13 protein-coding genes and 1 tRNA gene are annotated in these 19,039 nt (G+C 52.2%); 4 read left to right on the plus strand and 10 right to left on the minus strand.

Features of this window, described 5'->3' with window-relative positions:
* Position 1: 1 nt before the first annotated feature.
* The 8 genes from galE to REIFOR_RS12820 form a co-directional block, all read right to left on the minus strand.
* Positions 2-1,015 carry a UDP-glucose 4-epimerase GalE gene (gene galE / locus REIFOR_RS12785; RefSeq protein WP_100257933.1) on the minus strand — a complete coding sequence of 338 codons (1,014 nt, stop codon included), beginning with the start codon at positions 1,013-1,015 and terminating at the stop codon, positions 2-4.
* 201 nt (positions 1,016-1,216) lie between these two features.
* Positions 1,217-1,579 (minus strand): 50S ribosomal protein L20, encoded by a 363-nt coding sequence (rplT, locus tag REIFOR_RS12790; protein WP_100257934.1) that lies wholly within the window; start codon positions 1,577-1,579, stop codon positions 1,217-1,219.
* A 15-nt stretch (positions 1,580-1,594) separates the two neighbouring features.
* On the minus strand, positions 1,595-1,789 hold the full coding sequence (rpmI, locus tag REIFOR_RS12795; protein ID WP_100257935.1) for a 50S ribosomal protein L35: 195 nt from the start codon (positions 1,787-1,789) through the stop codon (positions 1,595-1,597).
* 193 nt (positions 1,790-1,982) lie between these two features.
* The gene (gene infC / locus REIFOR_RS12800; RefSeq protein ID WP_100257936.1) at positions 1,983-2,522 is read right to left on the minus strand and encodes a translation initiation factor IF-3; all 540 of its coding nucleotides are present in this window, start codon (positions 2,520-2,522) and stop codon (positions 1,983-1,985) included.
* Positions 2,523-2,525: 3 nt separating this feature from the next.
* Positions 2,526-4,457, minus strand: coding sequence for a threonine--tRNA ligase (thrS, locus tag REIFOR_RS12805; protein WP_100257937.1), 1,932 nt, complete (start codon positions 4,455-4,457; stop codon positions 2,526-2,528).
* Positions 4,458-4,683: 226 nt separating this feature from the next.
* Positions 4,684-5,322, minus strand: coding sequence for a cytochrome b/b6 domain-containing protein (locus tag REIFOR_RS12810; protein ID WP_193437301.1), 639 nt, complete (start codon positions 5,320-5,322; stop codon positions 4,684-4,686).
* Positions 5,319-6,941 carry a tetrathionate reductase family octaheme c-type cytochrome gene (locus tag REIFOR_RS12815; protein WP_100257938.1) on the minus strand — a complete coding sequence of 541 codons (1,623 nt, stop codon included), beginning with the start codon at positions 6,939-6,941 and terminating at the stop codon, positions 5,319-5,321. Before REIFOR_RS12815 ends, REIFOR_RS12810 begins: the two co-directional genes overlap by 4 nt.
* Before the next feature lie 33 nt (positions 6,942-6,974).
* A complete protein-coding gene (locus REIFOR_RS12820) occupies positions 6,975-8,084 on the minus strand; it encodes a cytochrome c3 family protein (protein ID WP_100257939.1) in 1,110 nt (369 codons plus the stop codon).
* Positions 8,085-8,448: 364 nt separating this feature from the next.
* Here REIFOR_RS12820 and REIFOR_RS12825 point away from each other — a divergent pair, with 364 nt between their 5' ends.
* The gene (locus REIFOR_RS12825; RefSeq protein ID WP_100257940.1) at positions 8,449-10,863 is read left to right on the plus strand and encodes an insulinase family protein; all 2,415 of its coding nucleotides are present in this window, start codon (positions 8,449-8,451) and stop codon (positions 10,861-10,863) included.
* A 637-nt stretch (positions 10,864-11,500) separates the two neighbouring features.
* On the plus strand, positions 11,501-11,833 hold the full coding sequence (locus tag REIFOR_RS12830) for a PBPRA1643 family SWIM/SEC-C metal-binding motif protein (protein ID WP_100257941.1): 333 nt from the start codon (positions 11,501-11,503) through the stop codon (positions 11,831-11,833).
* 1,058 nt (positions 11,834-12,891) lie between these two features.
* Here REIFOR_RS12830 and REIFOR_RS12835 read toward each other — a convergent pair.
* Together REIFOR_RS12835 and REIFOR_RS12840 are read right to left on the minus strand one after the other, a co-directional pair.
* Positions 12,892-12,968: transfer RNA gene (locus REIFOR_RS12835), tRNA-Met, on the minus strand.
* Positions 12,969-13,071: 103 nt separating this feature from the next.
* A complete protein-coding gene (locus tag REIFOR_RS12840) occupies positions 13,072-15,831 on the minus strand; it encodes a DUF349 domain-containing protein (RefSeq protein ID WP_100257942.1) in 2,760 nt (919 codons plus the stop codon).
* A 130-nt stretch (positions 15,832-15,961) separates the two neighbouring features.
* Here REIFOR_RS12840 and sbcB point away from each other — a divergent pair, with 130 nt between their 5' ends.
* Positions 15,962-17,527 (plus strand): exodeoxyribonuclease I, encoded by a 1,566-nt coding sequence (gene sbcB / locus REIFOR_RS12845; protein ID WP_100257943.1) that lies wholly within the window; start codon positions 15,962-15,964, stop codon positions 17,525-17,527.
* Entirely contained in the window at positions 17,527-19,032 is a 1,506-nt protein-coding gene (locus tag REIFOR_RS12850) for a YiiX/YebB-like N1pC/P60 family cysteine hydrolase (protein ID WP_100257944.1), read from the plus strand. Before sbcB ends, REIFOR_RS12850 begins: the two co-directional genes overlap by 1 nt.
* Positions 19,033-19,039 lie beyond the last annotated feature (7 nt).

Consider the following 19,039-nt stretch of genomic DNA (forward strand, 5'->3'; position numbering starts at 1 on the left):
GCTACTTGCCGTATCCGTTCGGGTTTTGACTCTGCCAACGCCAGGAGTCGGCCATCATCTCATCGAGTCCCTTGGTCGTGCGCCAGCCCAATTCCTGTGCCGCGAAGGATGGATCGGCATAACAGCAGGCAATATCCCCCGGACGCCGCGGCGCCACCTGATAGGGAATTTTTTGCCCGGACGCCTTTTCAAAGGCGGTGATCATATCCAGCACTGAATAACCCTGACCGGTGCCTAGGCTATAGGCCACACAACCCGGTTGAGTTTGGATTTTCGATAAGGCTTTGAGGTGGCCTTGGGCCAGGTCGACGACATGCAGGTAGTCGCGCACGCCGGTGCCATCGGCCGTATCGTAGTCGTCGCCAAAGACCGACAGGAAGGCGCGTTGACCGATCGCCACCTGGGTAATGTAGGGCACTAGGTTGTTGGGAATACCATTGGGCTGTTCGCCGATGGTACCGCTGGGATGGGCGCCGACCGGATTAAAGTAGCGCAACAGCGCAATTTGCCAGCGCGCATCGGATGCTGCCAAATCGCGGCACATATCTTCCACCATCAGTTTGGTGCGACCATAGGGATTGGTGACGCTTAACGGGAAGGATTCTAAAATGGGTACGGTTGCCGGGTCGCCGTAAACGGTGGCCGAGGAGCTAAACACAAAGCGAAACACCTTAGCCTCTTGCATGGCCTGCAACAGCGTCAGGCTGCCAGCAACATTGTTGTCAAAATACGCCAGTGGTTGCTCGGTACTTTCACCGACAGCCTTTAGACCGGCAAAGTGCACCACCGAGTCAATGCGGTACTGTTGAAATAGGGTATCGAGTAAGGCGCGATCGCGGATATCACCGCGCACAAAGGTGAGCGATTTACCGCTTAGGGCTTTCACTCGTGTCAGCGACTCGGCCGAGCTGTTCGAGTAGTTGTCCAAGACCAAGACATCCTGTCCGTCATTGAGCAATTCCAGGCAAGTATGGCTGCCGATATAACCGGCACCACCGGTGACTAAAACCGTCATATGCATCTCCTTTAATAAAAGTAGCGACCATAATACCCACTCTGGCGCTGCGCGACCAAGGCTATTTTCACTCGCCCGGCCGCTGGCGGACTCCAGTCACTGCAGCGCAGCCTGTCTTTCCAGCTCAATTGTTCAGCACCCTTGGGGCACAAACGCAGGCCAAAAAAAACCCGCCGAAGCGGGTTTCTCAATCAATTCTAATCAGCCTTTAAGCAATGCAGCTTTGGCCTGTTCTGCGATGGCTGCAAAAACAACCTTGTCGTAAACAGCCAGATCGGCAAGTACTTTACGGTCAATTTCAATCATGGCTGTTTTCAAGCCGTTGATGAATTTGCTATAAGACAGACCATTGACGCGTGATTCAGCATTGATACGGGCAATCCACAGAGCGCGGAATTGGCGTTTACGCTGACGACGGTCACGATATGCATACTGACCTGCTTTGATAACCGCTTGCTTGGCAACACGGAAGACTCGTGAACGAGCTCCATAATAACCTTTGGCTAGCTTTAGAATTTTCTTGTGGCGCTTACGAGCGACAACACCGCGTTTTACACGTGCCATATTAAATCTCCTGTATTAGATGTAAGGCAGCATGCGCTTAACAAGCGCCTTGTCTGCGGCAGAAACTTGCAACATACCGCGTAACTGACGGATCCGTTTGCTGCTTTTCTTAGTCAGGATATGGCTACGGAAAGACTGTCTGTGTTTAAAGCCGTTCGCCGTGCGCTTAAAGCGTTTTTTAGCGCCAGAATTGCTTTTCATCTTTGGCATTTTCAATCTCCTGATTTACTTCAATTACCGTTTCACATACGTAGTGCAGGGTCAGTCGTTTAGGACCTTGGAACCCCTCGAAGCTAGCGGTTGCCTTTTAATAAAAAACGACCTCAAAAGCGGGTCGTCTTCGTTAACCGGAGACTAACGAGCTGCCTCCGGGTTCGCTCGGGAAATGAATTTCCCGGGCAAATTACCTTTTCTTGGCCGGTGATATCACCATGGTCAGTTGACGACCTTCCATCTTCGGATGCTGCTCAACGGCACCATACTCAGACAAATCGCCTTCAACCCGCTTCAACAGCTCCATGCCGAGCTCTTGATGGGCCATTTCGCGACCACGGTAGCGCAAGGTGATTTTGGCCTTGTTACCTTCTTCCAGAAAACGAATAAGGTTACGCAACTTAACGTTATAGTCACCAATATCAGTATTAGGTCGGAATTTGATTTCCTTAACCTGCACCTGAGATTGCTTTTTCTTGGCAACGGCTTTCGCCTTCTTCTCTTCGTAGAGTTTCTTGCCAAGATCCATGATTTTTGCAACGACAGGGTCCGAATTGGAGATCTGAACCAATTCATGGCCAGCCTCACGCGCTTTTTTAATCGCTTCTTCTAACGATACTACGCCCAATTGTTCGCCATCTTCCGCAATTAAGCGTACTTCGACTGCGTCTATCTGCTCATTAATGACATGTCGGCTATCATTTTTAGCCGCTCTCGCGTTACGTTTTATAACTTATTCCTCATCTTTGCTGATTCGGCTCTTGCGCGCTATCGCGCCGCGCAACAGTTGACTAAATTCGGCTAATGGCATTACGCCTAAATCCTCACCTTCACGAGTTCGAACCGCAACGGTGCCGTTTTCTACTTCTTTGTCGCCCACAACCAGCAAATAGGGAACGCGCTGAATTGTGTGCTCGCGGATTTTAAAGCCGATCTTCTCATTTCTCAAGTCAGATCGTACTCTAAATCCTTCATTTTCAAGGTTTTTGGCAATTAATTGCACAGTTTCGGCCTGAGCGTCGGTAATATTACAAATCATTACCTGAGTTGGGGCCAACCAAGCTGGCATCGCGCCCGCATGCTGTTCGATTAAAATACCAATAAAGCGTTCAAAACTGCCGACAATGGCCCGGTGTAACATCACCGGCGTCTGGCGTTCGCCATGCTCATCGACATATTGGGCGTCGAGACGACCCGGCATTGAAAAATCGACCTGGATGGTACCACATTGCCAGAGCCGACCCAGACTGTCTTTCAGGGTAAATTCAATCTTTGGACCATAAAAGGCCCCTTCGCCGGGTAAATAGGCCCATTCTTTGCCCGTTGCGTTCAATGCTTCGGCGAGTGCGGCTTCAGATTTATCCCAAACCTCGTCGGAACCGACCCGTTGTTCCGGGCGAGTCGACAGTTTGAGGATAAACTCATCATAGCCAAAGTCGTGATAAACCTCTTCCAGCATGTCGATGAACTTGGCCACCTCCGCCTGCACCTGATTTTCGGCGCAGAAGATGTGGGCATCGTCCTGCACAAAGCCCTTCACGCGCATAATGCCGTGCAGTGAGCCAGAAGACTCATCGCGGTGACAAGAACCAAATTCAGCCAAGCGCAACGGCAGATCGCGATAACTCTTCAGACCCTGATTAAAGACCTGGATATGGCAGGGGCAGTTCATCGGCTTCACCGCGTTGTCACGCGATTCGCTGTGAGTGGTAAACATACTGTCTTTAAACTTATCCCAATGGCCGGAGCGTTCCCATAGGGAGCGATCGACGATCATCGGTGTCTTGATCTCTTGGTAACCATAGGCGTGCTGCTTCTGGCGCATATACTGCTCGATCACCTGATAGATGGTCCAACCATTGGCATGCCAAAACACCATACCCGGGGCATCTTCCTGGAGATGGAACAGGTCAAGTTTTTTACCAATTTTACGATGATCGCGCTTCTCGGCTTCTTCGAGAAAGAACATATATTCTTTGAGCTGCTTTTTATCCGCCCAGGCGGTGCCATAAATACGCTGGAGCTGCTGATTTTTGCTGTCGCCACGCCAGTAAGCACCAGAGATGCGCATCAGCTTAAGGTGTTGACAGAATTTCATGTTCGGCACGTGCGGGCCGCGACACATATCCACATATTCTTCGTGATGGTAGAGACCCGGACGATCATCGCGCGCGATGTTCTGTTCCAGTATCTCTTTCTTATAGGGTTCGTTGCGCGCATCGAAGGCGTCGAAGGCTTGCTGCCAACTGACGGTCTCTTTAACCACGGCATAATCGGTTTTAGCCAACTGCAGCATGCGCTTCTGGATGCTGTCCAGGTCGTCTTCGGTTAGGCGCTGTGCCATATCGATATCGTAATAAAAGCCGTTCTCGATCGTCGGCCCAATGGCCATCTTAACGTCGGGGTAAAGCTGCTTCAGGGCATGGCCCAACAGATGTGCACAGGAATGACGAATGATCTCCAGACCGTCGTCATCCTTGGGGGTGATAATTTCTATCTTGGCATCCTGAGTCACCAGGTCACAGGCGTCGACACGGACACCGTCAATGCGGCCAGCTAGGGTGTTGCGGGCTAGACCGGGGCCAATCGCCTCGGCGATTTGCATAATGGAGACGGGTTGATCGAATTCGCGGGTGGAACCATCGGGCAAGGTAATAATAGGCATGCTGTTCTCCTTCAGTGGTGACCTCTACCAAAGGCCACGTGTTGGACTGTAACTAGTCAGGTGTTAATTGCGTTGGATGCCTACCCTTACCAAAGGACCGTACACCCGACACAATGCATCATGGGATGCGTCGAGCGGCGGATAATAGCACAGCAGGCGAGTAGAACAATGGCCGTCGGCCGTTTAGCAGGGCGATTCGGCGAGGCAGAGCGCCCCGCTGATGGGCTTAGAGCTTGGGTTGCTTGTTGTGCTCCACCGGCACATCTTCCCAGCCGGTGATCATGGCCTTGGTAAACTGCAAGACGGTTGCGCCGGTGGTAATCAGATACAGGTGGGCGATTAAAAATAGCAGCAGCAAAAAGGCCGCTAGGACATGAACCACAGCAACTTGCTCCAAGGTTAAGCCCAGCTCGACTAGACCCCAGGCAGCCCAGTCATTGTAAAACAGATAGAGCAGGCCACTGGCCCAGATCAGCGGGATCATCATCACCTTGAGCAGCAGATAGGCAATGCGTTGCAGCGGATTGTGCTTGGCCTTGGCACTGGCATGGAACGGATGCGGCGCACCGGTAAAGATACCCTGCATATAATAAAGAATTTGCTGGGTGAGTCCCTTCCAGGTGGGAATATAGTGTTTGTATTCACCGGTGGTTAGATGCCAAAAGATGGTAAAGACCCAAAGCACAATCAGGATCCAGGCGGAATATACATGGATGTCGATCGCGGTGTGGAAACCAAACAGGTTGTAACTGCCATGGATTTCAAAACCGGTAATGGCCATGAGGATAATTAACACCGCCTGCGACCAATGCCAAAAGCGTTCAAACCATTTAAACAGATAGATGCGTTCGGTTATCTCAGTCATAGCTGTTTCCTCCGCCAGCCGAAATAGGCTCTCAGGGTGCCGTGACCGGCCACACCCAGAAAGGTCACGAGCAGCGCCAACACGCCGTAACGATCGAGCCAAGCATGTTGCCGCCGACCCGGAATGTAGAGCCCCTCGACCTCATCCAATAGACCGTCAGATGTTGCGCCATGGCAGGCGTTACAGCTTAAGGCCTGTTCTTTGGGTGCCACCGTGTGATTGAGCGGCCAGGACATTTGGCTTTCGGTGAAATCGAAATTGCCAGAGAATTCAATACCCGCCGCCTTGGCACCGGCCTTGAGCGACTTTGGCCAGTTGTAGCCATTCCAGTAGGCATCTCTACTGCGGCCCGCCAAGTTCATCGGCATCAGCTGCTGGCTCTGGGTATCGTAGGGCAGGATTGAGGTGATTTGATGGAATGGAAAGATCTTCGAGATGCCATCCTGCGACGACCCCTGGATCTCATTAATCAGCGTCACCCCGTCGCTATTCACCTCGGCGCCGGGCGCTTTAAAGACCATCGCTCCATTAAACCAGCGATAGACCGGCTTTAGGTTTTCACCGTACTCCATATGCCCCTTTTGGCTGGCATAGCTCACCCGACCGGCGCTATTGACCTCAACCTTGGGCCGCTTACTGCGGTTCAGGTCGCCGGCCGTGGACCAATCCCATTTGGTTTTGGTGGCAATGCCACCGCGGGCATAGGTGGGAATATGGCAGGTCTGACAGGCGATAACATCGGTGTGATCGTTGAGCTTATCGTCCTGCATCGGCCGGTCGCCATGGCACGACACGCAGGTAGCACGTGCACCGGTGAGCGCACTGACGCCCTGGTCATCGCCGACACTGTGCGCCTGATAACGACTGCCAAACAACTGATGATCAATGCTCTGATGACAGGAACTGCAGGTGAAGTCTGCGCCGTCGGCACTCATATGGACATCAACGGCAAAATCCGCGTCGAACAACGAGCTATCCAGATCGCCATGTTTGGCACCATCGGCGCCGCCATCGTAGAAGTGACAACTGCCGCAGGTGGCCGTCGAGGTGGCGCCAGTCGACTGAGCCATGGCCCTAAGCGACAGGGTGTATTTTTCGCCCTGCGTCTTGACCCGTTGCTTCATCGCATCGGCCCCGTCGTCATGGCACATGGCACATTCGGCCCCGTCTTGATGAAAGCGGAAATAGAAGTATTCGCCGCTGGTGTCGTGGCAGGCCAAACAATCGACCGCCGCCGGCGCAATGCCATCGGTGATTTTTTTGGCCAAGCCAAAGCCAATATGGCAACTGCCACAGGCCTGGCTATTGGACGCGATATTGGGGTGGTAGGCGTTAATGACATTCAGCTTGCCATATTGTTCACCATTTTCCAGAGCGATGTCCCACTGCCAATGAAGAGTCTTATGCAGCTGATCTTCGGCCACATTATGACAGCCAACACAGGCGGCATTGATCTGTTCGATGTCGCTAAAGGGGACTTGAAGGGCGTCGAATTGGCTGTGATCTGCCGTTGGTGCTGCCACAACAGGGACAGCCGAAAACAAGCCAATAAACAACAGACCGACAAAACAGAACCGCCGGCCCTTTCGCGCCGGCAGTTCAGAATAGTGTAACGTCATACAGACCTATGCCTTTTAGTCGAGGCGCGCGGTTTAATCGGGGCGCACAGTAGCCGGGACCGGCACCTTTTCACCCAGGTTCTGCACGCTGTCATTCAATAGCTGCAGCATATACTGGGGATTGTGGGTATAGCCGCCCGGATCCTTAGCAGCAAACTGATAGTTATAGGCCGCTCGCGCTAAACGCGGTGTCCATTGTTGGTAGCCATTGGCTCGGACCGCCTCATCTTCATCGACCTGGCCATTGCCGTTGGTATCAGCAAAAAAGTATGGGTAGGCATGGCCATCGTATGCCAGCGGGGCGTTCACTATTTTCTCACTGTAGGTTTGCATGGCCGCATAGAGAATGGCATGCAGTCCTTCGATTTCCTGCTTGATGCCCTCGTTGCTATCGCCGTCGGCATCGAAGTCGCCTGTGCTGCTGCGGATAAAGGCAAAATCATCTATCGACGTTACCTCTTCATGACATTCGGCACAGAACAGCGGCTCAACCTTGGTCGTGTGCGGATTGTGGCAATCATTGCATTGGGTCGCGTAGTCATCGTGAAAATAAAACCCGAGATAATCCTCACCGGCGTATTCGTAACCGCCCCCGGCCTCAGATCCAAAGCGGCTTGCCGCCGCGGCGGCATAATGCACATTCAGGAACTTCAAAGCCGCATCGACCGTATCATCGCCGACACCGGCCTTAGCGATCATGGCATTAATGGATGCACCCGACTCTCTACCCTGATGACAATCCATACAGCGGGCATCGGCCTCCTCACGCGCAACGACCATACCGGACGGAAAGGTCACCGCGGTCATCTGGCCGGTGACCTTATTGTGGCAAGCAACGCAGGCAACGCCCTCTTCAATGGGTGCCGTCTTTTCGACCGAGCCCACAGCTGAGCCGTCGGCACCGATAAAGTCTAGGTGACCTGTGGTGGAGTGGCATGCCGCACAGCGTTGATCAACTGCCCCGTCGTCGTTCCAATGGGCAAAGGGCTCTGAAGTAAAATCGGCATGGGGAGAACTTAACCAGGCGTCGTAGAAGGGAATTTCAATCTTACGCTCTTCGGCGGTGGCTAAATCACTGGCGAGTAATGCAGCGAAACTAAGGGCTAGTAAAGCAACGAGATAGGTCGATCGACAAGGCGTCATAAGACTGGCTCCAGTATTTTCATTATTTGCAAAGTCTCGGTAAATTCACTACCTAATTATTTTAGTGCATTACGAGATAAGGCCTAATTAAATACCTGATTGAGATCAATACTTCTTACGATTAAGGTCCTTGTGTGTTGGCTTGATGTAAATTCACTTTAACCCGGACTGAATATCTATCAAGACGATGGAGCGCCAGCCTAAAAGCTGCCATTTATACCTGCTAACAACTTTCCATCTTGACCGGATAAATAGACCGCCCTAGTCTTATTCTTCATATTTTGAACCGCTACAACTTGATTAGGTAGCGGGTTAAAGCAGCAACGGTGCTAGGAAGCACTCAGAGTTAATAGAAGGAAAGCCAATGCATTATTCAATCAAAATTAGGCGCTTATTAGCAGGCCTTGTTGTCCTGCTAACGCTTGCTTTCTCCTCCTGTTCTTTTTTACCTACCCAGGGCGATTACTCAGCAGAAAGCACTTCCGGCGTGCCGAAGCTATACCTCTGGCAAAACAAAAATTCTGATTCTAATAATGAAGTCACCCTAAAACTGGTGGTCAGGATTGGTAGCCTGCAAGAAACCGATAGCCAATTGGGCTATGCACACTTTGTCGAGCACATGGCCTTCAATGGCAGTGCCAAGTTTCCAGACGGAGCCCTCCAGACACGACTCAAAGAGCTCGGTCTGAGCATTGGTGCCCATTCGAATGCCGTCACCACATTTGACCGAACGGTCTATACGCTAGATCTGAAATCCGCCAATACAGACAAGCTTGCCGGTGCCGTCGAGATTTTAAGCGAGTGGGTCAGTGCGATCGAATTCAGCGAGATCGGGGTTAAGCAGGAAAAGGACGTTTTGCTTCAAGAGTTGGGTCGCGCAGCCGACGCGGAAACTGTCACGGCGCAGGCATTTCAAGGTCGTTACGCCGGCACGCAGCAGCTTAATCGGAAACCTATAGGGACAGCAGAGAGCATACAGAGCGCGACGCCTGCCTTGCTGACAGCGTTCTACAAAAAATGGTACGTCGCCGAAAATATGGCCATTATTATCGCAGGCGATATCAACACTGACTTTACGCAAGGGATTTTTGATCAATACTTTCAGCCTAACAGCACCAGCACCTATATTGAGCCAACAGCCTACCCTATCAACTTCAGTAACTCTGCCAATTATTTGCTATTTTCAGACCAGTTCACCCAGACCAATAGTGTCGGGCTAAACTTTATCACCGCAATCGAACCCATTAGCCAAACAGACGACTACCTTCCGATGCTGGCATGGCAAGCAGGCTTGGATATCTGGTTAGATAGAGTCGATGAATCGGCCCATAGACAAAATTTGGAATTGTCCGCCGGCTATGATTGGGAACACCCCGATACCACACAACGCATTGTCACGTTAAGGGCCGACGTACCAGACGGTAAATTCCAACAGGTTATTAGCCTACTTGAGACTGAACGACTCTCACTGATCCGCAACGGCATCAGCCAATTCGAATTAGATCAGTTGCGCACTGCCTGGCTGGAACATGAGCAGGCTCAACAGGATTCTGCCGACCACCTTGCCAATCAACTGGAGCTGTTGTTTCTCGATGGTTGGCCAGTCAGAGGTCAGAAAAAATGGCTCAAGGCACTCAAAAGAGAGTTGCCAAACTTGACCACCGATGATGTGCAAAACGCCTTCAAGCAGGTGACCGATACACAGCACCGTATTCGCATACTAACTAAACCCGCAGCGGCGGCGCCGAGCGAAGAGCAGGTGAGAGAATGGCTCACGAGCGTGAGTTTAGCGACGGCTGTAGTACCAAACCAAGGCGATGAATTACCCCAGTTGGACTTAGAGATCGCACCCAAACCATCTTATGGCGTGAGCTCCAAAAAAGAATATGATAATGAGGTTACCGAATGGTCACTCGGCAACGGCATGACGATCCGGCATCGGTACGATAATAATTATGAGGGCGTTGAATTTAATTTGGCCGGCCTGGGTGGACTCGCGGCCGTCAGCCCGGCTGAAACTCCCAGTGCTCGCCATGCCACGACCGTCCTGAACCGGGCGGGCTTACGCAACCTAGACGCATTCGAGCTTGAGCAATGGCTTAACGAAAACGATATGTCGATATTTCCAAGCTACACCTTGTCCAGCCGAGGCTTGTACGGTTACTCGCCCTCGGAGCGTGCCATGGATTGGTTGAGGTTATTGCATATCGCTTTAACAGAGGGGAGATTCCCGGCGGCGACCGTTCAAGCGGTGCAGCAGGCACAGGTTACGCTTCGTTTTCAACTGCCCAGAGGCGCCATCCAAGTTGCTCAGAATGAATGGCATCCGCTGTTAAATAACTGGCTCAGCGAGGCCCTATTTCAAAATCTGCGCGAGGAACTGGGCTTAGTCTACGCCATCAATAACTGGTTAAAGGCTGACTCTCTGGATTGGCCAGTTTACAGCTTGGTTATCGCCTCCGATGTCGCACCGGAACAGGTTGAAGACTATGTTGCTGCAGTGCAGTCGCTACTCGACGCTCTGATCCAACAGCCCCCAGACAGCGCAACGATCCAAGGTTGGATGCAAACAATCCATGCCGACTCAGCCACCTTTATAGAGTCCACTGAGAATCAAGCACTGCTACTGGCACGCGCCGAGGAGTTTGAACGGTCAGTCAGCGATGTGATCAAGCCTTTTGATCCAGATACAACGCTAACCGGCCAGGATTTAGCAGACCTATTAGCCCAGTTTAGAAACGACCCGGCTATTCTGGTGCAGTATATATGGTTGCCTTGAGTCGGGGAGACTCAAGTGCGATCCAAATAGCCTGGCAAGACCTTACTGAGCGATTGAATAAGTAAAGGCGATACTAGGTTGTGCATTAATAAGCAGTATCGATCTACTGAGCGTTGTTTTCAGAACCAATCGATCGGCCGCTGGCAATGGTTTTAAATCTGGTTTTTTCTGATAAATAAGAAACAGGGCGCACATTTTATTTCTTAAATTTGAGCGCCCTGACTTGCTCGCCTTAGGCGCCTTTTGAAAAAAGGCGTCGATATTGATTAAGAATTAAAATGACCGATAGAGGAACTTATGACCGCCTTAAGCGATTTAATATTTCTGCCATTTTCGCCGACTCCAGTTGTTAAAATAAATAACTATTGCCGTTAAAAATTATTTTTATTTTTAACAATAAAGATTAGCAAAATACTCGAAAAACCCTAACTGCAAACGCGCACATACTTGCCCACACCCCCCCCTATACCAATAATCAGCAATACACCCAATGAATACCGAACACTTAGTTCAAATATCTACAGGTTAGGGTTATTTTCATTAATAACGACTGAATGTGTTAATTTTCGTCGACTATCTAAAATATTCCGTTATAATCCCGCGCTTAAATTACGCACTTAATTAGCGGAGCAACACCATGCACGATCTTTATTATAAAGGGCGCATCCATACCAGAGAAAATTATGTAAAATCGGGTGATAATTTTGAGCGCACCGCTAAGCTTGGCACAGCGAAAAATCCACTAACACTTGTGGTGAATAGCGATGAGAGAAAAAGTGAACTAGAAAAGCTAGTTGCTGACAATGAAGCATTTGCTAATATTTCGGTAGATAACGCAGTAGACGAAAACATCAGTGAGCTTGACGCTATAGTAAATAAATTGATCACCAGCAAGGCCGCCAAAACTCCTAACCGCAATGATCCTTGTTCATGCGATAGCGGCAAGAAATATAAAAAATGCTGTGGTTGATATTTTACTTAGGTTGCAGTAAATAATCACAGCACCCAACCTTCAATAGTCACTGCATCGGCAACAACGTTAATGTTTATTTTTATGGCAAACCAGAGGAGGATTGATGCACCTCTTTTGATTATTATTTCGATAAGAACCCTTCCGTCGACTCGACTCTCCAATATTCAAAGCGCCTCCACTTTAAGCCTATCATTAACAATCTACACAATGGTAAGTAGCACCTACCACTACAATACTAAAACAACTATGGCGAATAGTAAGCATGGGTTATGCGTGATGAGCCGGTTAATTTACCTGTATTTATGCTCCCTTCCCCAAAAACGAAAAAAATGTTGTGATCACAACACAAAAGGTCGCGATAAATAGCGCGAGTAACGTCGGGTCTTAATTGGTAGCGGCGGTGCGACGATTCGCGGCCGGAAGGTGCCGATGAGTCGCGGTAGCTTTTCTCGACCCATAAGAAAAAAACCGCTAACCTTTCGGCTAGCGGTTTTTTAAATTGGTAGCGGCGGTGCGACGATTCGCGGCCGGAAGGTACCAATGAGTCGCAGTAACTTTTCTCAACCCATAAGAAAAAACCCGACGTTAGTTACCTAACGTCGGGTTTTAATTGGTAGCGGCGGTGCGACGATTCGCGGCCGGAAGGTGCCGATGAGTCGCGGTAGCTTTTCTCGACCCATAAGAAAAAAACCGCTAACCTTTCGGCTAGCGGTTTTTTAAATTGGTAGCGGCGGTGCGACGATTCGCGGCCGGAAGGTGCCGATGAGTCGCGGTAGCTTTTCTCGACCCATAAGAAAAAAACCGCTAACCTTTCGGCTAGCGGTTTTTTAAATTGGTAGCGGCGGTGCGACGATTCGCGGCCGGAAGGTACCAATGAGTCGCAGTAACTTTTCTCGACCCATAAGAAAAAACCCGACGTTAGTTACCTAACGTCGGGTCTTAATTGGTAGCGGCGGTGCGACGATTCGCGGCCGGAAGGTGCCGATGAGTCGCGGTAGCTTTTCTCGACCCATAAGAAAAAACCCGACGTTAGTTACCTAACGTCGGGTCTTAATTGGTAGCGGGGGCCGGATTTGAACCGACGACCTTCGGGTTATGAGCCCGACGAGCTACCAGACTGCTCCACCCCGCATCAAACTGTTCTGAGAGGCTAGTAGCTCAATGCCCCTCAACTGATGCGTATACTACGGGGTTCTCATTTTAAGTCAACTAACTTTTTGATTTATTTAGGTTTTTTATTTTAACCAGCGTTTTCGGGCAGCGAGCATTCGAGCCTCCAAGGCATTATAAGCGTCTTGTTTCACGGCACCCTGGGCCAGCCATTCGACCACCAATTGGTTGATATCGGCATCGGTGGTGACGGCGCCCATGCTGGTCGCCAGACGGTGCACCTTGAGCTGCATCCGGATGGTTGCGTCCTCGGCCGGGCTCTCACTCTGGGTCATAATTTCCAGGTCAATGGTCTTCTCATGCAGGGTCTGTTGATTCAGATCCTCCACCGGCTGGTGCCAGCCGGTTAGTGCCTGTATGAGTGGCTTGGCTGGATCGGGTATGGTCAGGCTCTGCCAAGCGGCTCGAGACTCGGCGTCGCTCTGGCCACTAAACCGGGCTGACCGGACCCAGGCAAACAGGGCCTGCCAATCCTGGTCGGTCAGTTCGACCCGCTTTTGGGTCCGGGCGGCATCAAAGGCATTGCACAAATCCTGATACTGGGTCGACATTCGCTGGTAGTGCGCCTTGGGCAATGTGCCCAGGGCGAGGAACTGTTGTTTGAACTGGGCAAAGTCATCGGCATGGGCTAACAATTCCGCCGAGTCAACAATCGAGGCCATCTTGCCGAGCAACAAATCAGCCTGTTCCTTGTTCACTTCCAGGTCGGCCTTGAAGGCAATAACCTGCTCGTCTTTACGCGCAAAAATCTGGTCGCACACTTTACGGAAGTCTAACCATAGAGTCTGCTCGTCTCTGCGGCCGACCATGCCTATGGCCTTCCACTGTTGCTGTAATTTTTTAACCTGGTCGGTGGCCGAGCGAATATCCTCTTGCGTCAATAAGACCTTGGCCTGTTCGATAATGGCTACCTTACTGGCTTTATAGACGGCTTGCTCCTGACGCAGTCGATCAAACAGGGTGCGATGGGATTTATCGAATGCCTGTTGCAGCGCCCTATTGGCAATCCGATCCACAGGGGTGTACTTAGTCCAGTCGTTACGAGCGATCTGCAAGACTCGGTCTATCTCTTTAATATCCGGGTTTTGCCAATCGACTAGCTGACAATAGACTTCAAGCTGTTCCACCACCTCTTTGCGCTTGCTTAGGTTCACTTCGCGCAGATGACGCTGCTCGGTAAAAAACTCGCGGCACGGCTCATAGGCCAGTTGGGCTAGGCGATGAAACTCCTCCCATAGATCTTGCTGCTGATCCTGCAGACCTCGACTCAGGGTTTTCCACTCGTCCTGCATATCCCGAATCGATTGGGCACGGAATTCTGGATCGAGCGATTGCTCCGTCAGGGCCGTCATGCGTCGAATCAAGGCTTCCTTTTTTGGCAACACGGCAAAGGCTTGCCAATCGCGCAGCTTGGCCAAGGCTGCGGTGGTTTCGTCAAGTTGTTTGTGCACACCGGCGTGATGACTTAGATCAAAGTCCTTGAGCAGGTCTTCGACGCCGTGATACAGACCCGAGGCGCGCCGAATTTGGCCCTCCTGGACAGCCGATAGACAACTGCGCAGCTGGCCACGAATGGCACGCACCTGACTCATTTCCTGCTGCCGGTGCGCGGTCAGGTTTTCTTGATAGCGCTGCAGCCCCTGACGCAGCGCGATGACAACCTCAGGTGACTCGGTGCTGATGACAGGCGCCATCTCGTGCAGCCAATCCTCCAACTCATGCACCAACTTGTCTGCCGATTTGCCGTCGACCAGGAGTTGGTCGGGTATGGTCGCCAGTTCACCGTGCTGTGCGATCAATTTGCTTAGTTTGGGCAGGCCCAAGCTATAGCTCCGGCAGGCCTGTCGAAAAGCCTCGGCGTCGGCCTTGATCACCGCGCCCAGGGGCTCGGACTGTTGCCATTGAGCTTGCATCTCATCGAGAAAATGCTCGGCTGCGGCGATTTTTTCAGCACTGAAATCGCCAACCTCAATAAACTGACACATCCATTTAACCAATGCCTCGACCATCGGCTGTCGATCGATTGCCGGCAACTCGGCCGCAATGGGTTCCGCTTCCGGCTCTAGAGCAAGGTCAGTACTCAGTATGGCCTCAATTGGGGCCGCGTTATCGTCTAGCGCGGACGCTTCAGGGTCGGTAGGGACCGATGCCGATTTGGGCTTGACCGGGGTGAATACCGCCTGAGCCACTGCGCGGTTAACTTCAAACTCGGCCTGGAGCACGTCCGAAATATTCTTGAGCTCGCCCCACTGTTCCAATAAGCCCTTGTATTTGGCGATATACATCGGCTCGAGGGACCCATGCGCCAGTCGCCTCATGGCGTCCAACACCGCCTCTTGCTTATCCAGTAAGGCTTGGGCGGCCTTCTTATCCGTCGCTAGGCGATCGAGCTTATCGGTCGCAATACGATGGACAGATTTATCCTTACCCTTGGTTTCTTTTGCCAGGGCGGCCAGTAAGTCGGCATCGGTCAGTTCCGTGGCGGCCACTTTGCGCACCGAGGCCATATGGCCAGTCAGCGCTATATCGTGCCATTGCACTTGGCTGACAGCCTCGGTCGGCTGCCCGTGCTGGACTAAAAACATTATGCCCGGCAAGCCGGTCAGGTGAGCACTTACTTCCGCCAAGCTATAGGTGCCCTGTTTAATCGCTTCGGTTAGTTGGGTCCATAAGGGCGCCTGGGCCTTGCCCGGCGCGCTGACAATTTTGGCTGCCAGCTCAGGCAGTGAATCGGCTTGCACAACGGCCGGTGCCGGAGTCGCTTTGGCCTTGGCTGGCGTGCCAGTGATGGGCGGTGATTTACGCGAAAAGAGCTTCTTAAACATGATCAATACTCCACAAAAAAAGGCCAGATAAACCGATCGGGGGGCGATCTCTCACCGGAAACTGTAAATTGGTAGAACTACGCGTTAGCATACCCTGAACGGAGATGGCGCGGAACAGGGTAACTCGACGATGCAAACACCCCAATCAGGTGACATGACCCTACTATGGTATGACTACGAAACCTGGGGTGCCAACCCCCAGCGCGACCGCCTGGCGCAATTTGCCGCGGTGCGCACCGATCTGGAGCTGAATCCGATTGGCTCGCCCATCGATCTGCTCTGCCAACCAGCACTCGACACCCTGGTGGATGCCGATGCGGTCGCCATTACCGGTTTATCGCCACTCGACTTGGCCGCGCGTGGCCTGTCAGAATGGGACTTTGCCCAACAGATTCATCAGCATTTGTCGCTCTCGGGCACCTGTTCGGTGGGCTATAACAGTATTCGCTTTGATGATGAATGTACCCGCTATTTACTCTATCGCAATATGCTCGACCCCTATGCACGTGAATGGAAGAACGGTAATGCCCGCTGGGATCTGCTCGATGTAGTGCGCATGACCCATGCGTTGCGGCCCGATGGCATCAATTGGCCGACGCGGGACGACGGCACACCCTCCTTCAAGCTCGAGCACCTGAGCGCGGCCAACGGCTTGGCGCATGCCAAAGCACACGATGCCGTCAGCGATGTCTTGGCGACCATCGCGCTGGCCAAGTTGATCAAGCAACGCCAACCCAAGCTATATGACTATGCTTTTAGCCTGCGTTCCAAACATCGGGTTCGTCAGCATATCGATATAGAGGGCCGGCAACCGCATCTGCATTTTTCCGGCAAGATCCCGGCGTTGGAACATTGCATGGGCATTGAAATCCCCCTAATGATGCACCCGGAACGCAATAACGAGGTGATCGTTATCGATATCCGTAACGATCCCAGCTGGCTACTGGCCCACGACGCCCAAACGCTCAAGACCTGGCTGTACAGTAAGGCTGCTGATCTGCCCGAGGGTGCGACCCGACCGCCGTTCAAAACCGTGCACTTGAACCGCAGCCCGATGATCGCATCGATGACCCTGTTAGATGCCGTCACAGCAGAGCGGCTCGATGTCGACCTGGTCCGCATTCAGGTACATCAGGCCATAGTAGAGGCTCATCCGGAATTGCGTGCGCTGGCGCTGGCCGTCTTTACCGAACAAGACCGACGTGAGCCCCCTGCTGACCCTGAACATGCGCTCTATTCCGGCTTTATCGACGATCACGATCGCAACCTATTGAACCGAATGGCCAGTGACCGCATCCACAAAGAACGCTGGCTCGATGAAACCCATCTGCTGCACGATGATCGCTTACCACCTTTGGTCGAAAGCGCACTGGCGCGGAACTTCCCATCGGCGTTGAGCGATGCGCAGTTTGCCGGGTGGAAAAACAGCCGCCTCGGCGTGCTTGAGGATCCGGACCGAGGCCAAGCCTTAAGCATCTCGAGCGCGCTCGAGCGCGTCGCGGCAAAGCTGCTAGACTCACCGGAGCACGCCGCCTTACTCGACACCCAAGCGTATTTGCTGCAGCGCCAGAGCTATTGGTTCGGGGCCGCTCCTCTGGCGACTCATAAAGCGTCCGTTGAGGACTCGGCACCACCGGCCGAATCAGAAACGGACGCACCGGACAGCAACCTTAATGATCAAATGGACTTATTTTAGTGTTAGGAAAAAAACCGTTCGCGCTTGCCCTATTTTGTTATTCACTGCTGTTTGGCCTTGAGGCCCTGGCCGAATCGACCGATGTTCAGGCGATTCGAATTCAACGTCAGGGGCTGCTGAATCTGATCAGCTATATCGATCAAAAGCCTGACATATTTAATCGATCGAAACTTCTCCCGGTGCTGCTAAATCGGGCTGAGAAGCAGACCGTGCTCGATGTCTGGGGGGTTTATCTGGACTATATGGCCACCCTGGGTGTACTGGCCGACAAGAATGAGCTCTATCAGCGGCAATCTTCGGCCGAGCATGATCGGCGCATGCAAATACACGCCTTCGCCATGACGGCTTATTACCGCTTCGGCTTGGCATTTATCAGTCGCATCGGTCGGGATCCGGAACTGGTGAAATGGCTCAACCTTGCTCATCCGGATCTGGAGCTGCCCGCCAAGATGTATCAAAAATTCAGCAATCAGGTTTTGAGTGACTGGAACACTGTTCGCTTCGATGATCTCACCAGCAGTTTATCGGTCGATGCGCAGTCGTCTTTTGCCGCACAATTTTCCGCCGATCGACTGGCCGTTCGGCAGCAGAGTCGCACCGGTTTGTTGGTCGCCAACAGCGCCGGCACGGTAAGCCGTTCGCTATTTAGAACCTGGTTCCCAATCCAGCGAGGGGTCGCCAAGGGCATGGGCAAGGTCAAGGTTTGGCGTATTGGCGAGACACTGATCACGCCCGAGCAAGCCTTAAGCTTCAGCCGAGATTTAGAGCCAGGCGACTTTTATCTGACCCGCAAGGAATGGCGCCTGACCAATGTCGGCATTCCCGGCTTTTGGACCCACTCGGCAATCTATATCGGCTCGCACGCCGAACGCGAGCAATACTTTGATACGCCAGAGGTTAAGCAATGGCTCGCCGAGCAAGGTTTTAACAGTTTCGATGCGCTCTTGCGTGCGACCAGCGAGATCTATGCCCGACATCCAGGGTATGACGCCATGGGCGAGGTTCGGGCCATCGAGGCACTGAACGCGGGGGTTATCTTTAATTCCATTGAAACATCGCTGGCAGCCGACGGCGCCGCCATATTCCGCCCGTTGCTGGGCAAGCTTGAAAAAGCCAAGGCCATCCACAACGCCTTCTATTACACCGGTCAACCCTACGATTTTGATTTCGATTTCGACAGTGACAATGCCATGGTGTGCAGTGAGCTAATCTTTAAAGCCTATCAGGCGGGCACGACACAAACAGGTGTCGACTTCCCGCTTTACACCGTCGCCGGACGCAAAATGTTGACACCTAATGAAATTGCCCAATGGTATGACGCAACGGTAGACACCGCTGAACAGGAGATTGAACTGGTGATGTTTATCGACGGTAATGAAAAGGACCGCGTCGCCTTTCGGTCCAACTCGGCCGCCTTCAAGGGCTCGTGGCAGCGACCCGACTGGTATCTGTTTAAGCAATCCCCGTCCGCCCTGATCGATGCATTTACGACTGAGTCAAACTGAGTCGATA

This window comes from Reinekea forsetii, from assembly GCF_002795845.1.
In the GTDB taxonomy this organism is placed as follows: domain Bacteria; phylum Pseudomonadota; class Gammaproteobacteria; order Pseudomonadales; family Natronospirillaceae; genus Reinekea; species Reinekea forsetii.

Excerpts from the sequence above, each read along its gene's own strand:
- galE (WP_100257933.1), bottom strand. The coding sequence starts at position 1,015 with ATGACGGTTTTAGTCACCGGTGGTGCCGGTTATATCGGCAGCCATACT.
- rplT (WP_100257934.1), bottom strand. The coding sequence starts at position 1,579 with ATGGCACGTGTAAAACGCGGTGTTGTCGCTCGTAAGCGCCACAAGAAA.
- rpmI (WP_100257935.1), bottom strand. The coding sequence starts at position 1,789 with ATGCCAAAGATGAAAAGCAATTCTGGCGCTAAAAAACGCTTTAAGCGC.
- thrS (WP_100257937.1), bottom strand. The coding sequence starts at position 4,457 with ATGCCTATTATTACCTTGCCCGATGGTTCCACCCGCGAATTCGATCAA.
- REIFOR_RS12810 (WP_193437301.1), bottom strand. The coding sequence starts at position 5,322 with ATGACTGAGATAACCGAACGCATCTATCTGTTTAAATGGTTTGAACGC.
- REIFOR_RS12815 (WP_100257938.1), bottom strand. The coding sequence starts at position 6,941 with ATGACGTTACACTATTCTGAACTGCCGGCGCGAAAGGGCCGGCGGTTC.
- REIFOR_RS12820 (WP_100257939.1), bottom strand. The coding sequence starts at position 8,084 with ATGACGCCTTGTCGATCGACCTATCTCGTTGCTTTACTAGCCCTTAGT.
- REIFOR_RS12825 (WP_100257940.1), top strand. The coding sequence starts at position 8,449 with ATGCATTATTCAATCAAAATTAGGCGCTTATTAGCAGGCCTTGTTGTC.
- REIFOR_RS12830 (WP_100257941.1), top strand. The coding sequence starts at position 11,501 with ATGCACGATCTTTATTATAAAGGGCGCATCCATACCAGAGAAAATTAT.
- REIFOR_RS12840 (WP_100257942.1), bottom strand. The coding sequence starts at position 15,831 with ATGTTTAAGAAGCTCTTTTCGCGTAAATCACCGCCCATCACTGGCACG.
- sbcB (WP_100257943.1), top strand. The coding sequence starts at position 15,962 with ATGCAAACACCCCAATCAGGTGACATGACCCTACTATGGTATGACTAC.